This window comes from Streptomyces sp. NPDC087300, assembly GCF_044744425.1.
GTDB lineage: Bacteria > Actinomycetota > Actinomycetes > Streptomycetales > Streptomycetaceae > Streptomyces.
In genome coordinates, this window is the sequence record NZ_JBIUYI010000010.1 from 165,190 (window position 1) to 191,277 (window position 26,088).

Consider the following 26,088-nt stretch of genomic DNA (forward strand, 5'->3'; position numbering starts at 1 on the left):
TCAAGGAGGCATCGTGGAACCGACCATTGTTCGCTGCAAGATCTGCTCACTCAAGGACGGGCACCCGGGAATCGTTCTCGACGACGAGCGGGTCTGCAATCTGTGCAACCTGGATTTCGCGGGCGATCTCATCGTCAACTACAAGTACACCAACGAGGTGTTCGCCGAATTCCAGGCGGCCGCGCCCAACCCGCGCGGCGAGTTCGACTGCCTCTTCATGTACAGCGGCGGCAAGGACAGCACGTACATGCTGGACAAGTTCGTCAACGAGTACGGCAAGCGCACCCTCGCGTACACCTTCGACGTGCCCTTCGAGAGCACGCACGCGGCGCAGAACATCAAGCTCGCGCAGGAGAAGCTGCCCGCCACCTTCGTGGTGGACGCGGACGACGAGAACATCAAGAAGATGATGCGGGACGTCTTCAACCGGGCGCGCCCGAAGAAGCCCGGCCAGTATCTCGACGAGAAGCTGCCCTGCGTCTCCTGCCGCACCTTCTTCGTGATCCGGGCCATCCTGCACGCCTACCGCGAGCGCATTCCCTACATCGCCCTGTGCGCAGACCCGCAGCAGATCCTCACGATGGAGTCGAACGTACGCGAGGTCGTGCGCGGCTTCTACAAGTCCTTCGGGCCCGACCTCGCGAGCGAGCTGTTCAACGGCGAGATCGAGGAGATCCTGTTCGCCGAGGACGACGAACTCCCCAAAATCGTCTTCCCGTTCATCGCCATGCGGCACGACTACGACCCCGACCGCATGGTCGCCGAGCTCAAGGAGAAGGGGCTTTACGCCTCTTCGCCGATGGAGACGCACTGCACGCTGTTCCCGCTCCTGAACTACTACTCGTTCAAGAACTGGGACTGCATGTTCTACAAGCTGAACGCGTCGAGTTATACCCGGGCGGTGGGCCGCAACAAGGACTACGACCGTTCCACGTTCAGCATCAAGTTCCCGCGCTCCCTCGACCTGCCCGAAGTCGAGGAGAAGCTCAAGCAGGTGGTGCTGGAGATCGCCGCGGGCGAGGGCGACCGCGAGCGGCACCGGGAGGCCCTGGTGGAGCTGTTCAAGCAGATGGACACCACCGACGACGGAGCCAGGTTCATCGCGGAGACGTTCCTGGACATGCGCAAGGTCGCAGCGGACCTCGGTATCAAGGTGGGTTGAGGAGAGAGATGAACGACCAGATACAGCAGGGCACCCAGCAGGAGCAGGCGGGCCGGGGTTCCGAGGTCAGGGACTCGGACATCGCGATCGTCGGTCTCTCCTGCCGGTTCCCGGGCGCCGATACCCCCGACAAGTTCTGGCGCGTACTGAGCGAGGGCCGGGAGACCCTCACCTACTTCTCCGACGAGCAGCTGCGCGAGGCCGGTGTCAGTGAGCAACTCATCGCCGACGACCGCTATGTGAAGGCTGGTCAGATCCTGTCGGACGCCGACAAGTTCGACGCCGGGCTCTTCGGGATCACCCGGGACGAGGCGGAGCTGATCGACCCGCAGCAGCGCCAGTTGCTGGAGTGCGCGTTCGAGGCCCTGGAGGCGGCGGGCTACGACCCGCAGCGCGGCGAGGAGCAGATCGGTGTCTTCGCCGGTGTCGGCATGAACACCTATCTGCTGCACAACCTCGGCGAGCGCTACCGCACCGCGTCGTCCGTGGACCGCTACCGCATGATGATCACGAACGACAAGGACTTCGCGGCCACCCGCACCTCCTACAAGCTGAACCTCCAGGGCCCGAGCATCAGCACCAACACCGCCTGTTCCACCTCGCTGGTCGCCGTCCACCTGGCCTGCCTCAGTCTGCTCTCCGGCGACTGCACGATGGCCCTGGCCGCCGCGGCCCACGTGCAGGCCGACCAGTGGGAGGGCTACCTCCACCACGAGGGCATGATCTTCTCGCCCGACGGCCACTGCCGCGCCTTCGACGCCAAGGCGCAGGGCACCGTGATCGGCAACGGCGTCGGCGTCGTAGCCCTCAAGCGCCTGAGCGACGCGCTCGCGGACGGCGACACCGTGCACGCCGTCATCAAGGGCACCGCGGTGAACAACGACGGCTCCGACAAGACCGGTTACACCGCCCCCAGCGTGCGGGGCCAGGCCGCCGTCGTCGCGGAGGCGCAGCAGATCGCCGACTGCGGCCCGGAGACCATCTCGTACGTGGAGGCGCACGGCACCGCGACGCCGCTCGGCGACCCCATCGAGGTCGCCGCCCTGAACCAGGCGTTCGGCGACGGCCTCGCCCCCGAGTCCTGCGCGATCGGCTCGGTCAAGACCAACGTCGGGCACCTGGACACGGCCGCGGGCATGGCGGGCCTGATCAAGACGGTCCTGATGCTGAGCCACCGCACCCTGGTCCCCAGCCTCTACTTCGACTCGCCCAACCCGGAGATCGACTTCGGGGCCGGACCGTTCTACGTCGCCACCGAGACCAAGGAGTGGCCCGCGGGCTCGACCCCGCGCCGGGCCGGCGTGAGCTCCTTCGGCATCGGCGGTACGAACGCCCACCTCATCTTGGAGGAACCGCCCGCCCAGGACCCCGCTCCCGCGGCCCCGGGACCGCGCCTGCTCGTGCTCTCCGCCCGCACCCCCGAAGCGCTCGACACGACGGCCGCCGCCCTCGCCCGTCAACTGCGCAAGGACCGCGACCTCGACCTGGCCGCGGTCTCCCACACGCTGGCGGTGGGGCGGCGCGTGCACACCTATCGGCGCGCGCTCGTCGCCACCGGCGTGCGCGACGCGGCGCTCGCCCTGGCCCTCGGCGACGACACGCGCCTGCTGACGGGGGACCCCACCGCGGAGAAGCCGGTCCTCGACCTGGCAGGCACCGCGTCTGCCGTCGTGCCGGGACACGCCACGGCGTTGTACGAGGAGGTCCCGGCCTTCCGCGCGCACTTCGACCTGTGCGTCGCCGAGCTCGGCACCCCGGGGGGCGCCGCCGAACTGCTGGACGGCGAGGGCGCCTTGACGGCCTTCGCCGTGCAGTACGCCACGGCGCGGACGCTGGCGGGCTGGGGCGTCAGGACACCGGTCGTCGCCGCGGACCGCACGGGCCTGCCCGACGAGGCCCTGCGACTGCTGGAGCGAGGCGCCGTGCAGCACGCCGCCGCGGCCGGGCGACCGGCCGTGGCGCTGCTGCCGCAGGAGGCGGGGACGGCCGGTCCGGCCTTCCTCCTGGAGGTGCTCGGCCGACTGTGGACCGCGGGGGAGAGCGTCGACTGGGCGGCGTACCACGAGGGCGAGAGCGTGCGGCGGGTGCCGCTGCCCGGCCACCCCTTCGACCGCACGAGGCACTGGATCGAGCCGCACGGCGGCGCCGCGCCCGTCGCCCAGGCCGCGGGCGAGACGCTGCGGGACCGTTTCGAGGGGGTGTCGGACACCGAGAAGGCCGCGCTGATCACGGGATTCATCCGGAAGGAGATCGCCGCGATCATCGGCGCACCGGATCCGCGGACCGTGGACCTGGACGCCAACCTGTTCGACATGGGCCTGGACTCGCTGATCCTCATCGAGGTCATCGCCAATCTCGGCGACGAACTCGCCCACCCGGTGCGCTCGTCGGCGTTCGTCGAGTACCCCACGGTGCGCTCGTTCGTGGCCGACCTGAGCGGTGAGCTGGGCATCAGCTCCGAGGACGCGTCCGCGGCGCCCGCCGCGGCCTCGGACGGCCGGGTCTCGCGCCGCGCCCAGCGGGCGGCTGCCCGCCGCCCGACGGGTTCATGACCGGAGACACCGCCTGGTGAGCCCCCGTGCGGCCGAACGCCCCTTCGGCCGCACGGGGGCTCAGCCGCCCTCTGTGGGGGCGTGGGTTCCGGCCGGGCTCTCGGCGGGGCCGCGAGGCTGTGGACAACTCTTGGCGTGCCCCTGATCGCAGTTATCCACAGGCCCAACCGGAATCCCGTCGTTCGCGGGAGAGTCGGCGCATGACGAATCACAGCGAAGCCATCGGCCCGACCGGCCCCGGCGCCCCGATCGACCAGCCCGTGGTCACCCTGCGCACCCCTGCCGAACTGGCCGACGCCTTGCCGTACTTGCTCGGTTTCAAGCCGGAGAACAGCATCGTGCTCCTCGCCCTGCACGGCGATCGCGGGCGGTTCGGCGGCCGGGTGCGCCTCGGCATTCCCGGGCGCGCGGAGGACTGGGCCAGCGTCGCCGACCAACTGGCCCGGTGCCTGGTGAGCGGGTGCGAGCGAAGGGGCTCGCGGCCCGAAGGCGTCGTCGCCTTCCTCTGCAGGGAACCCGCCGTCGGGGAGTCGGGGCCGCAGGTGGTGGACCACCTGCGGCCCCTGGCGCAACTGCTGCGCACGGCGTGCGGGGGCCTCGACGTCCCCGTGGTCGAGGCCGTGTGCGTCTCGGGCGGCCGCTTCTGGACCTACTGCTGCCCGGACACCCGATGCTGCCCGCCGGAAGGCATCCCCCTGCTCAGGCCCGGCACCTCCGTGCTGGCCGCCGCGGCGACCTACATGGGAGTCCAAGTGAGCACCGAACAGGGCGAGATCAGGGCACGGCTCGCGCCTTGGGAGACCGCCGGGGCCGCGGATCAGGAGCGTGCGCTCGACGCCGCGGGCCTCGCGCTCCTCCCCAAGATGCTGGGCGAGGAGGGGAACGACGTCGCCGTCGGGATCCTCGACCTGGCCCGCCGCGTCATGGCACGCCTCGCGGCCGCGGATCCCGTCGTCGACAGGCTGGCGGCGGACGCCCGGGACGACGAGCTGCTCGCGCACGACGAGGCGGCCGCGCTGATCCTCGGCCTCCAGGTCCGCACGACGCGCGACCGGGCCGCGGCGTGGATGGAAGGCGACACCGGCCCTGCCGCGCTGCGGCTGTGGAGGGCGCTGGCCCGCCGCTGCGTCGGGGCCTATGGCGAGCACGCCGCGGCGCCGATCGCCCTCGCCGGCTGGGTGGCCTGGTCCCTCGGAGACCGCGAGGAGGGGAAATCGGCTCTGGACATGGCGTTGGACGCCGACCCCGGCTACCTCTTCGCCCAGCTTCTGCACCGCGCCTGCGACGAGGACCTCGATCCGGAACCGATCCGATGCCTTCTGCGCGAAGACCGAGAAGTCCGCGAAGACCGAGAGGCCCGAGAGGCCCGAGAAACCCGGGAGGCCCGCGACGACCAGGCGGCCGAGCTGCCGGAGGCCGCTCCGGCCCGTCGACGCCGTCGCCGCTCGCCGCGTCCGGCAGGAGGCGGCGGCCGAGCCGCGGGAGCCGGCAGCTGGCTCTCGAACGGTCCGGGAACAGGGCCGCGCAACCGCCGTCGCACGATCCGGCGCAACGCGAGGAACGGGCGATGAACGCGCCGGTCAGAGAGTGGGTGAGGTGGGCCGCGAGGCTGCTGACCGCAGTGACGCTCATACGAAATTGGCTCCACTTGGCCGCCGCGCCGCCCTGGAGTTGGCGCCATACGGTCGGCTTCTTGCCGTGCGGGCGTGACTTGGGGCGGGGTCGGTCCGTTCACCTGAGTGGCGGTACCCGTGGCCGGGTCACGCCGCCGCACCGCCTCCGACCCTCCGCAGCGCAGACGACGCAGTCGACGCAGACAACGCAGAAGAAGCCGCCCCATGTCTCTTCCCGCCCTGTCTCCTGTCTCCGGCAGAGAGGGTCCCCAACGGTCCGCGCAGACCCTCGGGCGCCCGCCCGGCGCCCCCGCCCCCGCCCCGGTGCGACCCCGTCCCGTGGAGCTCCCGCCCGCCCACGCCGCGCTGATCTGCGTCGCGCTCCCCGCCTTCGCGATCTCCACCGACCAGGGGCAGTTGACGGGCCGTGGACTGGAGGGCTTCTACCGCGCGGGACGCCGCGTCCTGTCCCGCCTCCACGTGAGGGTGGCCGGGCGCGAGCCCGTCGCGGTGCAGGCCCGGATGGTCTCGGCCGACAGCGCCCGTTTCGTGGCGACCGTGCGCCTGCCGACGGACGGCGGCCCGGACCCGGAGATCGTCGTCGAACGGATCCGCCACGCCGACGGTACGGAACGGATCACGCTGCACAGCGCGGCCGGGCGGCATCTGAGGCTCCCTCTTGAGGTGTCATTCGGCACGGATCTGGCCGAGGTGGGCATGGTGGCGTCCGGCAGGGCCGGTCCCGAACTGTCCGCCAGCGTCCACGACTCCGGCATGCGGTGGTCGTCGGCCGACGGCCACTGCGTCGTCACCGCCAGCCCGCCGCCCGAGGACGCGCTGGCCTCGGCGGGGCTGCTGCGCTGGGAGCTGGACCTGCCGCCCGGTGCGACGCGGAGCGTCGAGCTGAGGGCGCGGCCCGACGGCGCCGGGCCCATCAGAGGCGTGGGGCACGGCACGACGCGCTCCGTCGCCGGGGCACGCGCGGTCGGCGACGACTCCCGAGTCCAGCCGCTCCTGCACCGGTCCGTCGAGGACCTGCAAGCCCTGCTGCTGCGCGACTCCGCCTCCCCGACCGACATGTACCCGGCCGCGGGAGCCCCCTGGCGCTGCGGGCTCGCCCCGGCCGAGGCGCTGGTCGCCGCCCGGATGGCGCTGCCGCTCGGAACCCGGATCGCCGCCGGGACGCTGCGCACCCTCGCCCGCAGCCAGCTCGGGGGCCCCGGGCCCCGGGCAGGAATGATCCCGGGTCCGCTCCGGGACGCCGGCCCGCATCTGCCGCCCGGGTGCACGGGGACGGAGGCGACGCTGCTCTTCCCGGTGCTCCTCGCGGAGGCATGGCGCTGGGGACTGGCCGCGCAGGAAGTGGAGGACCTGCTGCCCGCAGCGGAGAAGTGCCTGCGGTGGCTGCGCACCGCGGTCGGCGACGGGGCGTTCCTGCCGGACGCACACCCGGGCGGGCCTGCGCGCTGCGAGGTTCAGGCGTACGCCCATCGGGCGGCCCTGCTGGGCGCCGACCTGCTCGACGCGCACGGCGGGCGCGCGGACACCGCCGCCCTGCGGGAGTGGGCGGCGCGGCTGCGGGCCAGGTTCCGTGCGGAGTTCTGGGTGGAGGACCGTGCGGGCGGTCGCCCCGCCGCGGCCCGGCTGGCAGACGGGCGGCCCGTGTCGCAGCTGACCGCCGGCGCCGCCCACCTCCTGGACACCGGTCTGCTCGGGGCGGGCGCGCAGGCGCCAGGGCTGCTCGACAAGGTCCAGACGGAACAGCTGGCCCGGCTGCTCGGCGGCCCCGCCATGGACTCGGGCTGGGGGCTGCGCAGCCTGGGGGCGAAGGAGGCCGCGTACAACCCGTTCGGGCACCGGGGCGGGGCCGTGCGCGTGCAGGAGACGGCGGTGGCCGTCGCGGGTCTCGCGGCGGCGGGATACGAGAAGGAGGCGACCTCGCTCCTCCAGGGCGTGCTGGCGGCGGCCGAGTCGTTCGGGCATCGGCTGCCGGAGATGTACGCGGGGGAGCAGCGCACGGACGGGGCGACGCCCCTGCCCCATCCCGCCGCCTGCCGCCCTGCCGCCACCGCGGCGGCGGCCGGGGTGCATCTGCTCGTGGGGCTGGCCGGGATCCGTCCCGACGCGCCGACGGGCACGGTGACCTTGCGGCCCGTCCGCAGTGCGCCGTTGGGGGAGCTCGGTCTGACGGGGCTGAGTGTCGCGGGTGGCCCCTTCTCGGTGCGGGTGAGCCGGCTCGGTCTGGCGATGGTCGAGGAGGCAGCCGACGGGCTGCAGTTGGGGGTGTGACCGTGTTGCGATCGGATCGTGGGCCGGGCGTGGAGTGGTCGGCCGTGCGGGGTGGACCGAGCCGGGGAGGGCTTGACCAAGGAGGTGTTTATCGTCAGGCAGACGACTATGATCGCGTCATGTCGCCCTACGACCCGTCGGCCTTCGAGCCCTTCGCTGTCACCGTCGACCTGGTCGTGCTGACCGTGCGCCGTCACGCGCTCTGTGCGCTGGCCGTGCGGCGCGGTGAGCCACCGTTCCAAGGGCGTTGGGCGCTCCCCGGCGGATTCGTACGTCCTGATGAGGACCTGTCGGCCGCGGCCGCGCGTGAACTGATCGAGGAGACCGGCCTCTGCGCCCACGACCCGGGCGCACCGGCCCAGGCCAACGGAGCACATCTCGAACAGCTCGGCACGTACGGCGACCCCAAGCGTGACCCGCGGATGCGCGTGGTCAGCGTCGCCCACCTCGCCCTCGCCCCCGATCTGCCCGCGCCCCGGGCGGGCGGTGACGCGCACAGCGCGCGCTGGGCGCCGGTCGAGGCGCTGCTCAACCAAGGCGGGTACGGCAGGGAGGGCGAACAGGCCGCGCCGCTCGCCTTCGACCACGCGCAGATCCTGGCGGACGGCGTGGAGCGTGCCCGGTCCAAGATCGAGTACTCCTCGCTGGCCACGGCCTTCTGCCCGCCGGAGTTCACCGTCGGCGAGCTGCGACGGGTGTACGAGGCCGTTTGGGGCGTGGTCCTCGACCCGCGCAACTTCCACCGCAAGGTGACGGGCACGCCGGGCTTCCTCGTGCCCACCGGCGGTACGACCACCCGACAGGGCGGCCGCCCCGCCCAGCTCTTCCGTGCGGGCGGCGCGACACTGCTCAACCCGCCGATGCTGCGCCCCGAGGTCTGAGGCCCGCGCTCGCTGTCACCTGCCGATCCTGCCGATCTGCGCGGCTCGGCGGACACCAGTCGCCCACACCCTGCCCGAAAAGCCGGAAATATCGCGTTATCTTGCTGCAGTACCCACGGGGTTCGTCCGTCCCCGATCCGGCGGACGGCTCCCGGCCGCCGAGCGGTCGCACATCCTGCGAGAGAAGCGATGATCCAGGCCATCGGACTGACCAGCAATCCCCGCCAGGAGCTCCCGCCCGCCGTCGACGACGTGTCCTTCGAGGCGCACAGCGGCCGTGTCACGGCGCTGCTCGGCGCCGAGGCCGCCGGCAAGACCACGGCGCTGCGGCTGATGCTCGAACTCCAACAGGGCCGTGGAATCACGTACTTCAGAGGGCGCCCACTCCACCGCATCGCCCATCCCACCCGTGAGGTGGGTGTCCTCCTGGGTGAAGTCCCCGGACACCCGGCCCGCTCGGTCCGCGGGCATCTGCGCATGCTCTGCGCGGCCGGCGGAGTGCCTATCCGGCGTGCCGACGACGTCCTCGAGGTCGTCGGCCTCGTCAGCCTTCGTGACCAGCGTCTCGGCACGCTCTCGCGCGGCATGGACCGTCGCCTCGGCCTGGGCTGCGCGCTGCTCACCGACCCGCACACCCTCGTCCTCGACGGTCCCGCCAACGGGCTCTCGACCCGGGAGAGTGCGTGGCTGCACGGCATTCTGCGGGCCCACGCACGCCAGGGCGGCACCGTCCTGTTCACCACCGACGACCCGAAGGAGGCTGCCCGGACCGCCGATCGCGTCGTCACGCTGGAGGCGGGACGGCTCGTCGCCGATCAGGAGGCCGCCGACTTCGCGCGGACCAGGCTGCGCCCCCGCGTCGCGGTCCGCAGCCCGCACGCGGCCCGGCTGGGCGCACTGCTGGCCAAGGAGGCACGCGCGGGACGCCGCTCCGTGGAGGTGGTCAAGGAAGACGGCAACAGGCTCTCCGTGTACGGCAGCAACTGCGCCGACGTGGGAGAGGCCGCGTACCGGCACGGCATTCTCGTCCACCAACTCGCCGATGAGATCGGCGATGCGGGCCCTTCGCTTCCCGCGGCGGACGAGGTCGCGGGGACGGCCGCAGCGGCGGGCGAGGCCACGGCGCGGCAGGAGGAACCGGCGGGGGGAGCGCCCGACGCCAGGACGCACAACCCGCCCGGCCATCAGGACGACAGTCGAACCGGCGATCGGGCTGCCGGTCGGGCCGTCGGTCGACCCGGCGTCGCCGCCGCCGACGACGACACGGCCACAGAGCCCACCGAGATCCTGCTGACTCCGCTGATCCCCCTCGAAGACGCCGATGGCACCGACCGCGCACACCTCGCCGCGGCCGCGCCCGCTCCGCACGACGCGTTGTCCTCCCTGCCGCCTCCCATCACGGTCCGTCACGGCCGGAGCCCGCTCCGGCCGCTGCGCTACGAGCTGCGGCGCATCCTGGGCGTCGGCAGCGGATATCTCACCGTGGCGGCCGTCCTCGCCGTCTCCGCCCTGCTCGCCGTCTTCCTGGCCAGGGCCGGTCATACGCCGCAGGCGCGCCTCCTCGTCGCATGGCCCGAGGAACTTCCGCTGCCGCCCGCGGCCCTGGGCGCCGGGCTGCTCGGCGCCCTCGCGTTCGGCGACGAGTTCCGCCACCCCGCCCTCGCCGCGGACCGGGGCACCGTCCCGCGCCGCCTGGGGCTGCTCGGCGCCAAGCTGCTCGTCGCCGCCGCCACGGCGCTGCTCCTGTGCCTGCTCACGGTGGTCTCCGACGCCGCGCTGCTCCACCTCGTATACGGAGACGAGCTCACGAAAGTTCCCGCCGACTGGCTTTCGCTGAGCGTGAGTTGGATGGCGCTGGTGACCGGCTGCGCGTGGGCGGGCGTGCTGGCCGCGGGCGTCTTCCGGTCCACCACCGCCGGGCTCGCCGCCGTCCTCGCGGTGCCGATCGTCGTCGTACCGCTCGTACAGAAGGCCTTGGAGGGACCGTCTGTGCGATCGGCGGCGGGGCTTCCGGCGAGGCTGCGCGACCTCGCGCTGGTGCGGTGGCCCTTCGGGGCCGAGCGGTATCTGGCCGGTGGCGTGCGCATGATCGCCCAACCCGTGGGCGGTGCGCTGATGTTGTCGCTGACCGCTCTGCTCTGCGCATATCTGCTCACGGCGATGCGTGGCAGGGTCCGTTGAGGACCGTCCTGCGCCTTCCGTTGCGGTGCTGTGCGCAACTCCCCGGATAACGCCCATTTCTTTCCGATAAGGCGTCAATTGCGGCGAGGTAAGCGATCACCCTTTCGTGTGCTTTTCACCAAAGACCTCAAGGGAGTTGGAGGCCACGCCGACAACTGATCCGTGAGTACCCTTGCGCACACCATGATGACCACCGCCCGCTCCGCCGACTCCGGTCTGGCAGGCCCGGGCGAACTCGACCGATACCCCTTCGCCGAGGCCCCCGGCGGGGATCGCGTCGTCGCCCCCGTCTGGGACGGCGCCGACCAGGACCTGGGGCGGATGGGCCGGCGCACCGCCGGCAGCCGCGGCCGTGGGCTGCACGGCCAACTCGTCCAGCAGCTCGGTCAGATGATCGTTTCGGGCGACCTGGGCGCCGACCGCCCGCTCGTCCCCGAGGAGATCGGCCAGCGCTTCGAGGTCTCCCGCACCGTCGTGCGCGAGTCCCTGCGCGTGCTGGAGGCCAAGGGCCTGGTCAGCGCCCGGCCCAACGTCGGCACGCGCGTGCGTCCCGTCAGTGACTGGAACCTCCTCGACCCGGACATCATCGAGTGGCGGGCCTTCGGGCCGCAGCGCGACGACCAGCGGCGTGAGCTCGGTGAGCTGCGCTGGATGATCGAGCCGCTCGCCGCCCGCCTCGCCGCCGGGCACGGTCGTGAGGAGGTGCAGCAGCGCCTCGCCGACATGGTCGAGATCATGGGGCACGCCCTGGCTCAGGGTGACTCGATCACCTTCTCCCGCGCCGACGCGGAGTTCCACTCGCTGCTCATCCAGCTCGCGGGCAACCGGATGCTGGAACACCTGTCCGGCATCGTCTCGGCCGCCCTCCAGGTCTCGGGAGGACCGATCACGGGCTGTGACCGTCCCACCGAGGCCTCCCTCGTGCACCACTCCCGCATCGTCGACGCCCTCGCGGCGGGCGACGGCTCCGGCGCCGAGGCGGCCATGCGGCAGCTGCTCACCGTCCACCCGGAGGTGGAGCGAGTAGTGCCTGCCCCTCGCGAGCACTGACCGCGCATCCGCGTCGACGGGACCGGCGTGCGTGCACCCGACGGCATCACCGTGCCGTTCCGTACGCCGTCGACGACTCCGTTGCCGCACCGAGTGACGACGGATCCGCGCGGGCTCCCCAGGGGCCCGCGCGGATCCGTCGACGCGATCGACGGTGCCTTACAGGGCGTCGGGGGATCATTCGTGCGGACACATCGGTCGCTTCTGACCGTGTCTAGCCGTTTTTGAGCACTTACGGGGTGTGACTCGGGCCACGTAGATTGGGCGTAACGCTCCTAGGAGCAGCGCGATGACCTAAGAGGTGATAGCCGAGGAGGGAATACAGCGGTCGTTCGCGACGCTGTGCAGCTCCCCGGCCCCGCCCGCGCCGTCGGCCCAATCCCCAGCCGTCGGTCGTCGGCTCCGGTCCACAATGGACGGGGCCGGAAGTCGTTTTCCAACGTTCCGAGAGGTTGTTCGTGTCGGCCAGCACATCCCGTACGCTCCCGCCGGAGATCGCCGAATCCGTCTCTGTCATGGCGCTCATCGAGCGGGGAAAGGCTGATGGGCAGATCGCCGGCGATGACGTGCGTCGTGCCTTCGAAGCTGACCAGATTCCGGCCACTCAGTGGAAGAACGTTCTGCGCAGCCTCAACCAGATCCTCGAGGAAGAGGGTGTGACGCTGATGGTCAGTGCCGCGGAGCCCAAGCGCCCCCGCAAGAGCGTCGCAGCAAAGAGTCCGGCCAAGCGCACCGCGACCAGGACGGTCGCGGCGAAGACCGCCACGGTGAAGCCCACCGCCACCGCCGCCACTGAGGTATCGGCCGCGGACGGCTCCGCCGAGGACGCGCCCGCGAAGAAGGTCGCTGCCAAGAAGACGACGGCCAAGAAGGCCGTCGCGAAGAAGGCCACCGCCAAGAAGGCGACGGCCAAGAAGTCCACTTCCAAGAAGGACTCCGACGAGCTCCTGGACGAAGAGGCCACCGAGGAGGCACCCGCCACCGGCAAGCCCGGTGAGGGCGAGCCCGCCGAGGAGGGCGCCCAGGGCTTCGTGCTCTCCGACGAGGACGAGGACGACGCGCCCGCGCAGCAGGTCGCTGCCGCCGGCGCCACCGCCGACCCGGTCAAGGACTACCTGAAGCAGATCGGCAAGGTCCCCCTCCTCAACGCCGAGCAGGAGGTCGAGCTCGCCAAGCGCATCGAGGCCGGCCTGTTCGCCGAGGACAAGCTCGCCAACGCCGACAAGCTCGCGCCGAAGCTCAAGCGCGAGCTGGAGATCATCGCCGAGGACGGCCGCCGGGCCAAGAACCACCTCCTGGAGGCCAACCTCCGTCTGGTGGTCTCGCTGGCCAAGCGCTACACCGGCCGCGGCATGCTCTTCCTGGACCTGATCCAGGAGGGCAACCTCGGTCTGATCCGCGCGGTCGAGAAGTTCGACTACACCAAGGGCTACAAGTTCTCCACGTACGCCACCTGGTGGATCCGTCAGGCGATCACCCGCGCCATGGCCGACCAGGCCCGCACCATCCGTATCCCGGTGCACATGGTCGAGGTCATCAACAAGCTGGCCCGTGTCCAGCGCCAGATGCTCCAGGACCTGGGCCGTGAGCCCACTCCGGAGGAGCTGGCCAAGGAACTCGACATGACCCCCGAGAAGGTCATCGAGGTCCAGAAGTACGGCCGTGAGCCGATCTCCCTCCACACCCCTCTGGGTGAGGACGGCGACAGCGAGTTCGGTGACCTCATCGAGGACTCCGAAGCGGTCGTGCCCGCCGACGCGGTCAGCTTCACGCTCCTCCAGGAGCAGCTGCACTCGGTCCTGGACACCCTGTCCGAGCGTGAGGCGGGCGTGGTCTCCATGCGCTTCGGTCTCACGGACGGCCAGCCCAAGACCCTCGACGAGATCGGCAAGGTCTACGGAGTGACGCGTGAGCGCATCCGCCAGATCGAGTCGAAGACGATGTCGAAGCTGCGTCACCCGTCGCGCTCGCAGGTGCTGCGCGACTACCTCGACTAGGCGGCGACACCAGCCGGTGCACTCCACAGAAGGCCCGAAGTCTCCAGACATGAGACTTCGGGCCTTCTGTGCGCGGGCGCGCGGTGTGCGGCACTGATTGACTCTGGGGTACGCGATGGCAACCCAGAGTGAGGAGAACGCATGCGTCGTCCCTTCGCCCGAGTGCGGACGGGGGCACTGGCCCTGATGGCCGCGGCGGCCGCGCTGCCATTGGCCTCCCCGGTCCCCGCGGCAGCCGACAGCGTGGTCATCGGGGGCGGTCCGGTCCGGGCCTCCGACAGCCCATGGGCCGTGGCGGTCTCCAGCCGTGACCGGTTCGGGGGTACGCGAGCGGGCCAGTTCTGCGGCGGTGTGGTGATCGGGCGCACGACGGTTCTGACCGCGGCCCACTGCATGAGCGAGGAAGTGCTCGGAGTGCCGCTGAGCAGGGTCGGTGACCTGAAGGTCATCGCAGGCCGCACCGACCTGCGGGCGTCCGACGGACGAGAGATTCCGGTGCGTGACGTCTGGATCAACCCGGAGTACGACAGCTACACGAACTCCGGCGACGTGGCGGCGCTGACCCTCGCCGAGCCGCTGCCCAAGAGCTCCGTGATCCCCGTGGCCGGGCAAGGGGATCCGGCGTACGAGGCGGGCACCGGTGCCGCCGTCTACGGCTGGGGAGACACCACGGGGTCAGGAAATTACGCCCGTACGCTCCACTCGGCGCGCGTCCAGGTGCTCTCCGACGCGGTCTGTGAGCAGGCGTATCCGGGCAGTGCCGACGGAACGTACACGGCCGCGAGCATGGTGTGCGCGGGTGAGCTGGACGGTCGGCGTGATGCCTGCCAGGGAGACAGCGGAGGGCCGTTGGTCGCGCACGGGCGGCTGATCGGGCTGGTGTCCTGGGGCAGCGGCTGCGGGCGGGCCGGGAGTCCCGGCGTCTACACGCGACTCTCGGACGTCGCCAGGGTGATGCGCACGCAGGACTGAGGGTTTCCGGGCCCAGGACGGTCGAGAGGCCGGACCAGGGCGCCCGAGAAGGCGTCCAGGCGCCTGTGTGACGAGAGCGGGCGGCCGCCCCTACCTGTTGGTGGGGGCGGCCGCCCGTTCGCCGGCCTGTGTGCCGGTGCTGGCTCGTCGTGGATGCGAGGTGTCAGCGTTCCTCTTCGGTGGCGCTTTCGGGAACGGCGGTCAGGCGCTCCGTCTCGTCCTGTATTTCAGCGGCGATCTTCTTGAGTTCCGGCTCGAACTTGCGGCCGTGGTGGGCGCAGAAGAGCAGTTCACCGCCGCTCAACAGGACGACGCGCAGGTATGCCTGGGCGCCGCAGCGGTCGCAGCGATCAGCGGCCGTCAGGGGGCTCGCGGGGGTCAGAACAGTAGTCACGTCGCCTCTTCTCTAGCTCGACGAGCTGTCGTACCAGGGTCAACATCCAACCAGGCCGAAAACGTTCCCGCTCGTGGCTTTTCCTCGAAGTTTCTTTTCGAGGAGGTTGTCCGTTGCCGGTTGGCGGCGAATGTGCCGTATTGCGTCTCTTACGTGTCTTACGGTTTCGCGCTGGGTGTACAGGTCGGATCGTCCCCGGCTGGGTTGCCGGTTGTTCATGAGGACGTGCCCGGAGCCTAAATGGTTCATGCCTGGAAGGGAACGTGACGTGCGCTTCACTCCATCGAGGGATCGAACATGCATGCGAGTCTGGACTAGTCTGAGTTGAGACGAGGGTGGCGTAGCAACGGCTCTACCAGGCATCGGTACCCTCTGACGGGCAACCGAAGCCGCGTCCTTACCCCAAAGGACTCCCTTTGAAATTCAGCGAGGAGCGAACCGCGTGACCGCCGAGACGTCCGTGCCGTCCACAGCGTTGCTGACCGGAGCAGACCGGGACGGTTCCAACTACACCGCGCGGCACCTGCTCGTCCTGGAGGGGCTCGAGGCGGTCCGTAAGCGTCCGGGCATGTACATCGGGTCGACGGACAGCCGCGGCCTGATGCACTGCCTCTGGGAGATCATCGACAACTCCGTCGACGAGGCCCTGGGCGGGTACTGCGACCACATCGAGGTCATCCTCCATGACGACGCCTCCGTAGAGGTCCGGGACAATGGACGAGGCATCCCCGTGGATGTCGAGCCCAAGACCGGCCTCTCCGGAGTCGAGGTCGTCATGACCAAGCTGCACGCGGGCGGAAAGTTCGGCGGTGGCTCGTACGCCGCCTCCGGCGGTCTGCACGGCGTGGGCGCCTCCGTGGTGAACGCGCTCTCCGCGCGGCTCGACGTCGAGGTGGACCGCGCCGGGCACACGCACGCGATCAGCTTCCGGCGCGGTGTCCCGGGCGCCTTCGCCAAGCCGGGGCCCGACGCGGCCTTCGACTCGTCGGCCACGCTGAGCAAGGTCAAGAAGATCCCCAAGGCGCGCTCCGGCACGCGCGTGCGCTACTGGGCCGACCGCCAGATCTTCCTCAAGGACGCCAAGCTCTCGCTGGAGCACCTGCACCAGCGGGCCCGCCAGACCGCCTTCCTGGTGCCGGGGCTCACCATCGTCGTACGCGACGAGTTCGGCCTCGGCGAGGGCGGCACGAAGGGTGAGGAATCCTTCCGCTTCGACGGCGGCATCAGCGAGTTCTGCGAGTACCTGGCCCAGGACAAGGCCGTGTGCGACGTCCTCCGCTTGTCCGGACAGGGCACCTTCAAGGAGACCGTGCCCGTCCTCGACGACCACGGCCAGATGACGCCGACCGAGGTCACCCGCGAGCTCGGCGTGGACGTGGCGCTCCGCTGGGGCACCGGGTACGACACGACGGTCAGGTCCTTCGTCAACATCATCGCCACGCCCAAGGGCGGCACCCACGTGAGCGGCTTCGAGCGGTCGCTCACCAAGACGATGAACGAGGTGCTGCGCAGCCAGAAGCTGCTGCGCGTCGCCGAGGACGACATCGTCAAGGACGACGCCATCGAGGGCCTCACGGCCGTGGTCACGGTCCGTCTCGCCGAACCGCAGTTCGAGGGGCAGACCAAGGAGGTGCTCGGCACCTCGGCGGCCAACCGCATCGTCGCCAACGTCATCGCCAAGGAGCTCAAGGCGTTCCTGACCTCCACCAAGCGGGACGCGAAGGCCCAGGCCCGTGCCGTCATGGAGAAGGCCGTCGCCGCGGCTCGTACGCGCATCGCGGCCCGCCAGCACAAGGACGCCCAGCGCCGGAAGACCGCTCTGGAGTCCTCCTCGCTGCCCGCGAAGCTCGCCGACTGCCGCAGCGACGACGTGGAGCGCAGCGAGCTCTTCATCGTCGAGGGGGACTCCGCGCTCGGCACGGCCAAGCTCGCCCGGAACTCCGAGTTCCAGGCACTGCTTCCGATCCGCGGAAAGATCCTCAACGTTCAGAAGGCATCCGTTTCGGACATGCTCAAGAACGCCGAGTGCGGCGCCATCATCCAGGTCATAGGAGCCGGGTCCGGCCGGACCTTCGACATCGACGCGGCGCGCTACGGCAAGATCATCCTGCTCGTCGACGCCGACGTCGACGGCGCGCACATCCGCATCCTGCTGCTGACGCTCTTCCAGCGGTACATGCGGCCCATGGTCGAGGCAGGCCGCGTCTTCGCCGCCGTGCCGCCGCTGCACCGCATCGAGCTCGTCCAGCCGAAGAAGGGCCAGGACAAGTACGTCTACACGTACTCCGACCGCGAGCTGCGCGAGACGCTGCTCGAGTTCCAGCGCAAGGGCGTGCGGTACAAGGACTCGATCCAGCGCTACAAGGGTCTGGGCGAGATGGACGCCGACCAGCTGGCCGAGACGACGATGGACCCGCGGTTCCGCACGCTGCGACGGATCAACATCGGTGAGCTGGACGCCGCGGAGCAGGTCTTCGATCTGCTGATGGGCAACGACGTGGCGCCGCGCAAGGAATTCATCACGAAGTCGGCGGCGACGCTGGACCGGTCGCGCATCGACGCGTGAGGGCGGGCGGAAGCCCCCTCGGATTCGGCCGTTCCGCTCGGATCCGGTCGATTCCCGCAGCTCATACCGTGTGCTCCACCCGTGGGTGGAGCACACGGATCCACCCACGATCCACCCCTGCGCCGATCTCCTGACCAGGCGATTTCCGTAGCGTCGAAGGCGTCGATCCTCCGCGGATCGGCCTCGCTCTTCCTCGTCGTGCGGAGGCTGACATGTCCGGGCTCGCCAATGCTGTGGTGATCTGCGCCGTAGTGGTGCTGGTGGTCGCGCGCCAGTTCAAGGCGCAGCAGATCGGCGCCGACCGGCGCTGGTGGGTGATACCGGCCGTGCTCGTCTTCATGGCCGTGCGCGACCCCGACCTGATCGACCACCATCACCAGGCGTCGTCCGTCGCCCTGCTCGCCGCGGAGCTGCTCGTCGCCCTGGCCATGGGCGTCGGCTGGGCACGGACCTCGCACGTCTGGACCGAGGCCGACGGCACCCAGTGGAGCAAGGGGACCAAGGCCACCGCGCTGGTCTGGGCCGTCGGGATCGGGCTGCGGGTCGGCCTGTTCGGGCTGGGCGTAGCGCTGGACGTGCACCAGGGCGGCCCCGCTCTGATGCTGGCACTGGCGGCCACGCTGCTGGTCCGCAGCGGACTGCTCATGCAGCGGGCCAATGTCGGACGCCGGACGTACGGTGTTGCGGGCGCGGCGTATGAACCCCTGCGGAAGGACCCCGTGTGAGCTGGGACCGATGGACGAGATGGCCCTCTCAGGAGGCGCTCACCCGGGCGGGGATGAGCATCGCCCGGCTGTGGTTCGTCAGGGTCCTGCGCGTGATCATCCTCGGCAGCCTGCTGTGGGAGGCGTTCCGCAAGGACCGCGGCTGGCATCTGGTGGCCGGGGTGGGCCTGGTCGTGGCGGTCGCCTTCCTCGGGCGGGCGTTCTTCCGTGTCTCGTTCGGCCATCGACTGTGGCCTTCGCTGGCGTTGATGGCGCTGCTCCTCGCCTCCGCGCTCCCCGCGGAGCTGGGCGAGTGGCGGGTCCTCGCCCTGGTGCTGTGGTGCGGCTCGGCCGTCTCCGCGCTGGAGCGTCTGCCGCTGGTCGCCGGAGTCCCCTGCGTGTTCGTGGCGATGACCGGATTCGTGGCCTACAACGACGACAGCTGGATCGTCACGTCACTCACCGTCGTGGGTCTGGTGCTGGCGGGGTTCACGCTGCGGCTCGACGCGGAGGCGCGGGGGAGCACCCAGCGGCTGCTGGCGCAGGAGCGGGCGGCGCGTGCCGCCGAGGCGGAGTCGGCCGCGCTCGCCGAGCGGGCCCGCATCGCACGCGAAATCCACGACGTGCTCGCGCACAGCCTCTCCGCGCAGCTCGTCCACCTGGAGGCGGCCCGGCTGCTGATCGAGAAGGACGCGACCAAGCAGCAGATCCTGGACCGTGTGGTGGCGGCGAGGTCCATGGCGCGCGAGGGGCTCGCCGAGACCAGACAGGCGCTCTCCGCGTTGCGCGGGGAGATGACGCCGGTCGAGGACTTCCTGCGCGAGCTGGTCACGACGGACCGCGCGTCGGTCACGGTGACGGGGGAGCAGCGCGCACTGCCGGCCGAGGCGTCCCAGGCGGTGCGCAGGGTGGCGCAGGAGGCATTGACGAACGTGCGCAAGCATGCCCCGGGCGCGAAGGTGCAGGTCTGTCTCGCGTACGGAGAGGGTGAAGTCAGGCTCGACGTGAGGGATTCGGGCGGACCTGCGGGGGAGCTCGCCGCCTCCGGAGCCGGGTACGGTCTGCTGGGAATGCGGGAGCGGGCCGAGCTGCTGGGTGGATCCCTGCACGCAGGGCCGGGCGAGGAGGGCTTCGTGGTGACGCTGAGGGTGCCGGGATGACGGAGAACGACGGTGCCGCAGGGATCGCGGACGACGGGGCGGGAAAGACTGTGGGCGAGGAGAAGGCCGCCGGGGCGAAGCCGCCCGCGCGGGTGATCGTGGTCGACGACCAGACCGTGGTGCGCGAGGGCATCGTGATGCTGCTCGGACTGCTGCCGGGCATCGAGGTGGTGGGCTCCGGCGGCGACGGCGAGGAGGCCGTGCGACTCGTGGCCGAACTCGCGCCGGACGTGGTGCTGATGGACCTGCGCATGCCCCGCTGTGACGGGGCGGAGGCCACGCGGCGCATCCGCGCGGAGTATCCGGGCACGCAGGTCGTCGTGCTCACCACGTATGCCGACGACGAATCGCTGTTCCCCGCGCTGAGGGCGGGCGCGCGGGGCTATCTCACCAAGGACGCCGGTGGGGACGAGATCGTGCGGGCCGTCGAGGACGTGCTCTCGGGGGACGCGGGGCTCTCGCCGAGCATTCAACGGCGGCTCCTGGAGCGGCTGTCGGAGCCCGAACCCACCGTCGCCGCGGAGCCGCCGGACGGGCTCACCGCCCGGGAGACCGAAGTGCTCGTGCTGATCGCGGAGGGGCTGTCGAATCACCAGATCGCCCGAGTCCTGCACGTCTCCACGGCGACGGTGAAGACACACATCAACAATCTCTTCGCGAAGACCGGTCTCAAGGACCGTGCGCAGGCCGTGCGGTACGCCTACCGGCACGGTCTGGCCAAGCCTCCGGGGAGCGTGCGTATCTGAGGACCCTTCACCTAATGGGGTGAAGAGCGCGAAGAGGGGAGTCAGGGATCTTCCCGTTCTGCCCATCCTTGGGCACGCGGCCGAACGAGGGCCGCGGACAAGGAGAGTTCGGTGGAGAAGCACGACGGGACCGATGCCGCGCCGGGTCGGGGCGGTGGGGGACGGGACCGGATCGGTGATCCGAGGGATCCCTGGTACGACGCGCTCGCCTCCGGCTGGGGAGAGTTGGACGGCACGGGGGCACCGGCTTCCGTGGCGCCGTCCTCGGCGGCCGTTGAGCGACCCGCTGCGAGTCCGGCCGACATCTACCTGGAGGTGCAGCGCAGCGAGGCCTTCCAGGAGGTGCGCAGCCGGTACCGGCGGTTCGTGATCCCGGGCTTCGCGCTCTTCTTCACCTGGTACGTCGCGTACGTCGTGACCGCGACGACGGCGCCCGGACTGATGGCGCGGCCCATCACGGGCGCGGTGAACGTGGCGATGGTCGCGGGGCTCGGGCAGTTCCTCACGACGTTCCTGCTGACGTGGGCGTACTCCCGGCATGCGCGGCTGCGCAGGGATCGTGCGGCGCTGGATCTGCGCTGGGCCGTCTTCGAGCAGAAGCGGGAACAGGAACACGAGCGGGAACAGCGGCGGGTGCGGGACGCGGCGCCGGAGCAGGGGGTCGAGCGATGACCGGTGATCACCAGACGCTCGCGCTGCTGCTGTTCGGGGCCTTCGTGGCCGTCACGCTCGCCATCACCACCTGGGTGAGCCGTAACCGGCACGGCTCGGCGGAGGAGTTCTACACGGGCGGGCGGCTTTTCACGCCGATGGAGAATGGTTTTGCCATCGCGGGGGACTACATGTCGGCCGCCTCCTTCCTCGGCATCTCCGGGCTGATCGCGCTCTTCGGGTACGACGGGATGCTCTACTCGGTGGGCTTCCTCGTGGCCTGGCTCGTGGTGTTGTTCCTGGTGGCCGAACTGGTGCGGAACTGCGGGCGGTTCACGCTCGCCGACGTCGTGGCGGCGCGGATGCGGGAGCGGCCGGTGCGGATCGCCGCGGGAACTTCCTCGGTGGCCGTGTCCGTTCTCTATCTGGTGGCGCAGATGGTGGGCGCGGGGTCGCTGGTGGCGCTGCTGCTCGGCGGGACGAGCGGGGCGGCGCAGACCTGGACGGTGATCGGCGTCGGCGCGCTCATGGTGATCTATGTGTCGGTGGGCGGGATGCGGGCCACCACCTGGATCCAGATCGTCAAGGCGGTCCTGCTGATGTGCGGCACGATCGCGCTGACCGTCCTCGTCCTGGTGCGTTTCCACGGGGACTTCGACCAGTTGCTGCGCACCGCCGCCGACCGCAGTGGACAGGGAGACCGGTTCCTCGCGCCCGGCTTGAAGTACGGCGGTGACTGGACCGCGCGGCTGGACTTCATCAGCCTCGGACTCGCGCTCGTGCTCGGCACCGCCGGGCTGCCGCACATCCTCTCGCGCTTCTACACCGTGCCGACCGCGCGGGCCGCCCGGCGCTCGGTGGTCTGGTCGATCGGGCTCATCGGGGGCTTCTACCTGATGACGATCGTGCTGGGTTTCGGTGCGGCCGCGATCGTGGGGTCCGACGCGGTGCGCGGGTCGAACGCCGCGGGGAACACGGCAGTTCCGCTGCTCGCGCTCGATCTGGGCGGCGGCGCGGACTCCACCGGTGGAACGGTTCTGTTCGCGATCGTCGCCGCGATCGCCTTCGCCACGATCCTCGCCGTGGTCGCCGGGATCACGCTCGCCTCCTCGGCGTCCGTGGCCCACGACCTGTATGCCTCCTTGCGGAGGCGGAACGCGAAGCCGCGCGGCGAGGTGGCCGTGGCGCGGGTCGCCGCGGCCGGGATCGGTGTGCTCGCGATCGGGCTCGGGCTGCTCGCCCGCGACCTCAACGTGGCGTTCCTGGTGGGCCTCGCCTTCGCGGTCGCCGCGTCCGCGAACCTGCCGGTGCTGCTCTACTCGCTGTTCTGGCGGAACTTCACCACGCGGGGCGCGGTGTGGTCGGTGTACGGGGGACTGCTGCCCGCGCTCACGCTGGTCGTGCTGTCACCGGTGGTCTCCGGGGGGCCCGACTCGCTCTTCCCCGGCCTGGACTTCCAGTACTTCCCGCTGGAGAACCCCGGTCTCGTCTCCATCCCGCTGGGCTTTCTCGCCGGGTGGCTCGGCACCCTGACCTCGCGGGAGCCCGCGGACGAGGCCAAGCACGCGGAGACCGAGGTGCGCTCGCTCACCGGCGCCGGAGCGGCGTAACGATTCCCTCTCCGGCCCGGCGTTCCTGAGTGGTGGCTGCTTCGGGAGGGCAGCCGGGGCGCCTAGACGCTCGCTGCCCACTCGTAGCGGTGCTCCGGGCGCCCGGTGTCGCCGTACTTGAGGCTCAGCCTGACCCGGCCCGCGCGCTCCAGGAGCTTCAGATAGCGCTGTGCCGTCTGACGGCTCAGCCGGGTGTGGTCCGCCAGCTCCTGGGCGGAGAGCGGCCCCTCAGCGGCCATCAGGGCCCTGCGCACCAGCTCCGCCGTGGTGGGGGAGTGCCCCTTGGGCAGGTCGGGCGCCGTGGTCGCCGAGAGGGCGCCGAAGATCCGGTCGACCTCGGCCTGCTCGGCCTCGCCGCCGCCGTCCAGGGTGCGGCGCAGCGTCGCGTACGCGTCGAGCTTGGCGCGCAGGCCCGCGTAGGAGAACGGCTTGACCAGGTACTGGAGCGCGCCGTGCCGCATCGCTGCCTGCACCGTGGCGACGTCGCGCGCGGCGGTCACCATGATCACGTCGGCCTGGTGGCCGCGCTCACGCAACGTACGTACGACCGAGAGGCCGGTCTCGTCCGGCAGGTAGTGGTCCAGCAGGACCAGGTCCACGGGGACGTCCTCGACGAGCCGGAGCGCCTCGGCGGCGTTGTGCGCCTTCGCGGCCACCCGGAAGCCGGGGATCTTCGCCACGTAGGCGGCGTTGACGTCCGCGACCCGGACGTCGTCGTCCACGACCAGGACCTCGATCATCGTGCTTCCTCCGTGGTGGCGAGCTCGGGCTCGGTGAGCGCTTCGGGCAGGACGACGGTGAACTCGGCGCCGCCCTCGGGTGCCTCGCCGACCCGGGCGCTGCCGCCCTGCCGTTCGGCGAGCCTGCGCACCAGGGCGAGGCCGATGCCGCGCTTGCCGTGTGCCGGGGGCTCCTTGGTGGTCCAGCCCTCGGTGAAGATCGTCTCGCGTTGTCCTGCGGGGACTCCGGGTCCGGTGTCCCGCACCCGTAGGACGACGGCACGGCCCTCGGTGCGCAGAGCGACCTCCACGCGTGCGTGGCGGGTGCCCGCGGCGGCATCGAGTGCGTTGTCGACCAGGTTGCCGACGATCGTGACCAGACCGCCCGGGTCGACGAGCCGGTCCGGGAGCGCGGTGTCACGCGGCACGTCGAGGGCGACGCCGCGCTCCGCGGCGACCGTGGCCTTGCCGACCAGGAGGGCCGCGAGGAGCGGATCACGGATCTTCTCGGTGATCTGCTCGGCGGTCACCCGGTGAGCGCCCGCCACCTCGCCGACGAACTCCGCGGCCTCCTCGTACATCTCCAGTTCGAGCAGGCCGAGGAGGGTGTGCATGCGGTTGGCGTGTTCGTGGTCCTGGGCGCGCAGGGCGTCGATCAGGCCGCGGGTGGAGTCGAGCTCGCGGCCGAGCTGCTCCAGTTCCGTGCGGTCGCGCAGGGTGGCGACGGCGCCTCCGTCGTCGGTGGGCATGCGGTTGGCGATCAGGACGCGCTGACCGCGCACGGTCAGAAGATCGGTGCCGGTGACCCGCCCGGCGAGCACGTCGGTCGTGCGCCCCTCGCCGAGGGCCTCGTCCAGCGGCTGCCCGATGGCCTCGCCGTCGAGGCCCAGGAGGCGCTGCGCCTCGTCGTTGAGCAGCCGGATCCTGCCCTCCCGGTCCAGGGCCACGACGCCCTCGCGGATGCCGTGCAGCATGGCCTCGCGCTCCGCGAGCAGCGCGGAGATGTCCGAGAAGGCGAGGTCACGCGTCTGCTTGTGCACCCTGCGGGAGATCAGATACGCGGCGAGCGCGCCGACCGCGAGCGCCCCGCCCGCGTAGGCGAGCAGCCCGGGGATGGAGTGCACCAGGCGAGCGCGCACGCTGTCGTATTCGATGCCTACGGAGACGGCGCCCACGATGTGTCCCTCGGCGTCCCGCAGTGGCACCTTGCCGCGTGCCGAGCGCCCCAGGGTGCCGTTGTCGATCTCCATGACCTCGTGGCCCGCGAGCGCGTCGCTGGGGTCGGTCGAGACGACCTTGCCGATCTGGGCGCGATCGGTGTGGGACCAGCGCACGCCGTCCTTGTTCATGATCACGACGTACTCGGCGCCGCTGGCCCGCCGGATCCGGTCGGCCGCGGCCTGCACGGGCCCCTCAGGCTCGGCCGTCGTGGAGCCCAGATCCTCGGCGATTCCGGGCTGGGCCGCCGTCGTCTGCGCGATGGCGAGCGCCCGACGCATCGCCTGGTCGTCGAGCTGGTCGCTGAGCGGCGCGAGGAAGAGCCCCGTGGCGAGCACCGCGACCCCGGCGGCGATCGCCAGCTGCATCAGCAGGACCTGCGAGAACACGCGCCGGGGCAGGCCGAGGCGGCGGCGTCGCGCGGGGGAGGTCGGGCTCATGATTACGAACGGTACGGCCGTGGGCGGCCTCCTCCGTAGTGACTGTGGCGGGGATCTCGTGGGGAGCCCGGTGGCGCTCGTGGCAGCCGTCCGCAGCCGCGGTCCTTCGGTCCGGCGGCCCTGCGGCCGCCCACGGCGTCCGGCCCTGCGGCCGCCCACGGCGTCCGGCGCGGCGGACGTCCCCACGGAGCCAGGCAGACGTCTACGGAGACGACCAGACGTCTACGGGAGACAGCCAGACGTCTACGGAGCGAGCGATACGCGCTCCGTCGCCTCGTCCGTGATCTCCCGCACCGCCGTCACGTCCATCCGCGCCGGAGACCCCGGCATGCCGCCGCAGCTCTCCGGGCGGGCCGGAAGGGAGGCTCCCTGGGCGACGAGGACCCGCCAGCGGCGGCCGTCCGCGTGGGCGACGGTCACCTGCCAGCGCGGGGCCGCACCGTCCGTGTGCACGACGCTCAGGGTGCCCGCGGCGGTCTCGCCCGTCGAGGTGCGCACGGCCAGCTCGGCGGCCTGTCCGGGGCGCTCCCAGGCGGAGCTGCCCCGGCACCCTTCGGTGACGACGCGGTCCGCGCGGACCGCCGCGAGGATCTCCTTGACGGCGCTCGCCCCGGTCCTGCCGTACGCGTATCCGTACGGCAGCACGAGCAGCGTGGGCGAGAAGCGGTGGCCGCCCAGGTGAGTGACCTCCCAGGCGCCTTCCTCGCCGAGCGAGGTGAGTTCGGCGGCGAGGGGCCTGCCGAGCAGGGCGCAGCAGCGGTCGCGCTTGCCGTTGGTGCAGACGAGGGCGAGCGGGGCTCCCGTGTGCGGGGTGCCGAACCCGCCGTGCTCGCCGGCGCCGAGGGCGGTGAGGTCCAGGTCCAGCAACTGCCGCGGGTCATCGATCACTTGACCGCGCAGCCAGGTGCGGCCCGGCGCGGTGTGGGCGACGTACACCTGGTGCCGGGTGGGTGCGTGGCAGTCGGCGTGCCTGCCGGGGCGGCGGATGAGCGCGACGCGCACGCCGGTGCCCTCCGCGGCCGCCTCCAGGGCGCGGCCGACCTCCGGATCGAGATGGCTGGAGGTCAGCGCCTTGGCGCCCCAGGGGCCAGGTTGTTCGAGGAGGAGCCATGTCCTGGCGGTGGCGGCGGTCCCCGCGAGCGGCTCGTTCAGGTCCCGCGATGCGGTGGCGCACGTACTCACG

19 protein-coding genes are annotated in these 26,088 nt (G+C 71.2%); 15 read left to right on the forward strand and 4 right to left on the reverse strand.

Features of this window, described 5'->3' with window-relative positions; genetic code table 11:
* Positions 1-13: 13 nt before the first annotated feature.
* From ACIO9J_RS35185 to ACIO9J_RS35225, 9 genes are all read left to right on the forward strand, one after another.
* Positions 14-1,162: an OzmP gene (locus tag ACIO9J_RS35185; RefSeq protein ID WP_402008513.1), complete on the forward strand. Its 1,149-nt coding sequence runs from the start codon at positions 14-16 to the stop codon at positions 1,160-1,162.
* Between the two features lie 8 nt (positions 1,163-1,170).
* Complete coding sequence (locus ACIO9J_RS35190) at positions 1,171-3,714, forward strand: type I polyketide synthase (protein ID WP_402008515.1); 2,544 nt, start codon at positions 1,171-1,173, stop codon at positions 3,712-3,714.
* A 200-nt stretch (positions 3,715-3,914) separates the two neighbouring features.
* Positions 3,915-5,285: a DUF4192 domain-containing protein gene (locus tag ACIO9J_RS35195; protein WP_402008517.1), complete on the forward strand. Its 1,371-nt coding sequence runs from the start codon at positions 3,915-3,917 to the stop codon at positions 5,283-5,285.
* Positions 5,286-5,552: 267 nt separating this feature from the next.
* Complete coding sequence (locus tag ACIO9J_RS35200) at positions 5,553-7,616, forward strand: glycogen debranching N-terminal domain-containing protein (protein ID WP_402008519.1); 2,064 nt, start codon at positions 5,553-5,555, stop codon at positions 7,614-7,616.
* Between the two features lie 119 nt (positions 7,617-7,735).
* Complete coding sequence (locus ACIO9J_RS35205) at positions 7,736-8,497, forward strand: NUDIX domain-containing protein (protein ID WP_402008521.1); 762 nt, start codon at positions 7,736-7,738, stop codon at positions 8,495-8,497.
* A 189-nt stretch (positions 8,498-8,686) separates the two neighbouring features.
* Positions 8,687-10,678, forward strand: coding sequence for an ATP-binding cassette domain-containing protein (locus tag ACIO9J_RS35210; protein WP_402008523.1), 1,992 nt, complete (start codon positions 8,687-8,689; stop codon positions 10,676-10,678).
* Between the two features lie 162 nt (positions 10,679-10,840).
* Positions 10,841-11,728, forward strand: coding sequence for a FadR/GntR family transcriptional regulator (locus tag ACIO9J_RS35215; protein WP_402008525.1), 888 nt, complete (start codon positions 10,841-10,843; stop codon positions 11,726-11,728).
* 452 nt (positions 11,729-12,180) lie between these two features.
* Entirely contained in the window at positions 12,181-13,725 is a 1,545-nt protein-coding gene (locus ACIO9J_RS35220; RefSeq protein WP_402008527.1) for an RNA polymerase sigma factor, read from the forward strand.
* Between the two features lie 141 nt (positions 13,726-13,866).
* The gene (locus tag ACIO9J_RS35225; RefSeq protein WP_402008529.1) at positions 13,867-14,697 is read left to right on the forward strand and encodes a S1 family peptidase; all 831 of its coding nucleotides are present in this window, start codon (positions 13,867-13,869) and stop codon (positions 14,695-14,697) included.
* A gap of 163 nt (positions 14,698-14,860) precedes the next feature.
* Here ACIO9J_RS35225 and ACIO9J_RS35230 read toward each other — a convergent pair whose 3' ends face one another.
* A complete protein-coding gene (locus ACIO9J_RS35230; protein WP_055544920.1) occupies positions 14,861-15,091 on the reverse strand; it encodes a hypothetical protein in 231 nt (76 codons plus the stop codon).
* A gap of 442 nt (positions 15,092-15,533) precedes the next feature.
* Here ACIO9J_RS35230 and ACIO9J_RS35235 point away from each other — a divergent pair, with 442 nt between their 5' ends.
* The 6 genes from ACIO9J_RS35235 (at position 15,534) to ACIO9J_RS35260 (ending at position 22,528) form a co-directional block, all read left to right on the forward strand.
* Positions 15,534-17,657 carry a type IIA DNA topoisomerase subunit B gene (locus ACIO9J_RS35235; RefSeq protein WP_402008531.1) on the forward strand — a complete coding sequence of 708 codons (2,124 nt, stop codon included), beginning with the start codon at positions 15,534-15,536 and terminating at the stop codon, positions 17,655-17,657.
* A 212-nt stretch (positions 17,658-17,869) separates the two neighbouring features.
* Complete coding sequence (locus ACIO9J_RS35240; protein WP_402008533.1) at positions 17,870-18,382, forward strand: DUF1453 domain-containing protein; 513 nt, start codon at positions 17,870-17,872, stop codon at positions 18,380-18,382.
* A 53-nt stretch (positions 18,383-18,435) separates the two neighbouring features.
* Positions 18,436-19,521, forward strand: a complete 1,086-nt coding sequence (locus ACIO9J_RS35245; RefSeq protein WP_402008535.1) for a sensor histidine kinase — start codon at positions 18,436-18,438, stop codon at positions 19,519-19,521.
* On the forward strand, positions 19,518-20,267 hold the full coding sequence (locus ACIO9J_RS35250; protein ID WP_402008537.1) for a response regulator: 750 nt from the start codon (positions 19,518-19,520) through the stop codon (positions 20,265-20,267). Before ACIO9J_RS35245 ends, ACIO9J_RS35250 begins: the two co-directional genes overlap by 4 nt.
* Before the next feature lie 111 nt (positions 20,268-20,378).
* Positions 20,379-20,939 carry a DUF485 domain-containing protein gene (locus ACIO9J_RS35255; protein WP_402008539.1) on the forward strand — a complete coding sequence of 187 codons (561 nt, stop codon included), beginning with the start codon at positions 20,379-20,381 and terminating at the stop codon, positions 20,937-20,939.
* Positions 20,936-22,528: a cation acetate symporter gene (locus tag ACIO9J_RS35260; RefSeq protein WP_402008541.1), complete on the forward strand. Its 1,593-nt coding sequence runs from the start codon at positions 20,936-20,938 to the stop codon at positions 22,526-22,528. The genes ACIO9J_RS35255 and ACIO9J_RS35260 overlap by 4 nt, the downstream gene beginning before the upstream one ends.
* A 62-nt stretch (positions 22,529-22,590) precedes the next feature.
* Here the strand turns inward: ACIO9J_RS35260 and ACIO9J_RS35265 are convergent, their stop codons facing one another.
* The 3 genes from ACIO9J_RS35265 to ACIO9J_RS35275 form a co-directional block, all read right to left on the reverse strand.
* Positions 22,591-23,268, reverse strand: a complete 678-nt coding sequence (locus ACIO9J_RS35265) for a response regulator (RefSeq protein WP_402008543.1) — start codon at positions 23,266-23,268, stop codon at positions 22,591-22,593.
* On the reverse strand, positions 23,265-24,905 hold the full coding sequence (locus tag ACIO9J_RS35270) for an ATP-binding protein (protein WP_402008545.1): 1,641 nt from the start codon (positions 24,903-24,905) through the stop codon (positions 23,265-23,267). Before ACIO9J_RS35270 ends, ACIO9J_RS35265 begins: the two co-directional genes overlap by 4 nt.
* A gap of 243 nt (positions 24,906-25,148) precedes the next feature.
* Positions 25,149-26,087 (reverse strand): sucrase ferredoxin, encoded by a 939-nt coding sequence (locus tag ACIO9J_RS35275; protein WP_402008547.1) that lies wholly within the window; start codon positions 26,085-26,087, stop codon positions 25,149-25,151.
* Between the last annotated feature and the right edge of the window lies 1 nt (position 26,088).

Bases quoted from the DNA above. Each gene is read 5' to 3' on its own strand.
- ACIO9J_RS35270 (WP_402008545.1), bottom strand. From the start codon at position 24,905: ATGAGCCCGACCTCCCCCGCGCGACGCCGCCGCCTCGGCCTGCCCCGG.
- ACIO9J_RS35225 (WP_402008529.1), top strand. From the start codon at position 13,867: ATGCGTCGTCCCTTCGCCCGAGTGCGGACGGGGGCACTGGCCCTGATG.
- ACIO9J_RS35195 (WP_402008517.1), top strand. From the start codon at position 3,915: ATGACGAATCACAGCGAAGCCATCGGCCCGACCGGCCCCGGCGCCCCG.
- ACIO9J_RS35210 (WP_402008523.1), top strand. From the start codon at position 8,687: ATGATCCAGGCCATCGGACTGACCAGCAATCCCCGCCAGGAGCTCCCG.
- ACIO9J_RS35265 (WP_402008543.1), bottom strand. From the start codon at position 23,268: ATGATCGAGGTCCTGGTCGTGGACGACGACGTCCGGGTCGCGGACGTC.
- ACIO9J_RS35190 (WP_402008515.1), top strand. From the start codon at position 1,171: ATGAACGACCAGATACAGCAGGGCACCCAGCAGGAGCAGGCGGGCCGG.
- ACIO9J_RS35240 (WP_402008533.1), top strand. From the start codon at position 17,870: ATGTCCGGGCTCGCCAATGCTGTGGTGATCTGCGCCGTAGTGGTGCTG.
- ACIO9J_RS35245 (WP_402008535.1), top strand. From the start codon at position 18,436: ATGAGCATCGCCCGGCTGTGGTTCGTCAGGGTCCTGCGCGTGATCATC.
- ACIO9J_RS35260 (WP_402008541.1), top strand. From the start codon at position 20,936: ATGACCGGTGATCACCAGACGCTCGCGCTGCTGCTGTTCGGGGCCTTC.
- ACIO9J_RS35250 (WP_402008537.1), top strand. From the start codon at position 19,518: ATGACGGAGAACGACGGTGCCGCAGGGATCGCGGACGACGGGGCGGGA.
- ACIO9J_RS35200 (WP_402008519.1), top strand. From the start codon at position 5,553: ATGTCTCTTCCCGCCCTGTCTCCTGTCTCCGGCAGAGAGGGTCCCCAA.
- ACIO9J_RS35205 (WP_402008521.1), top strand. From the start codon at position 7,736: ATGTCGCCCTACGACCCGTCGGCCTTCGAGCCCTTCGCTGTCACCGTC.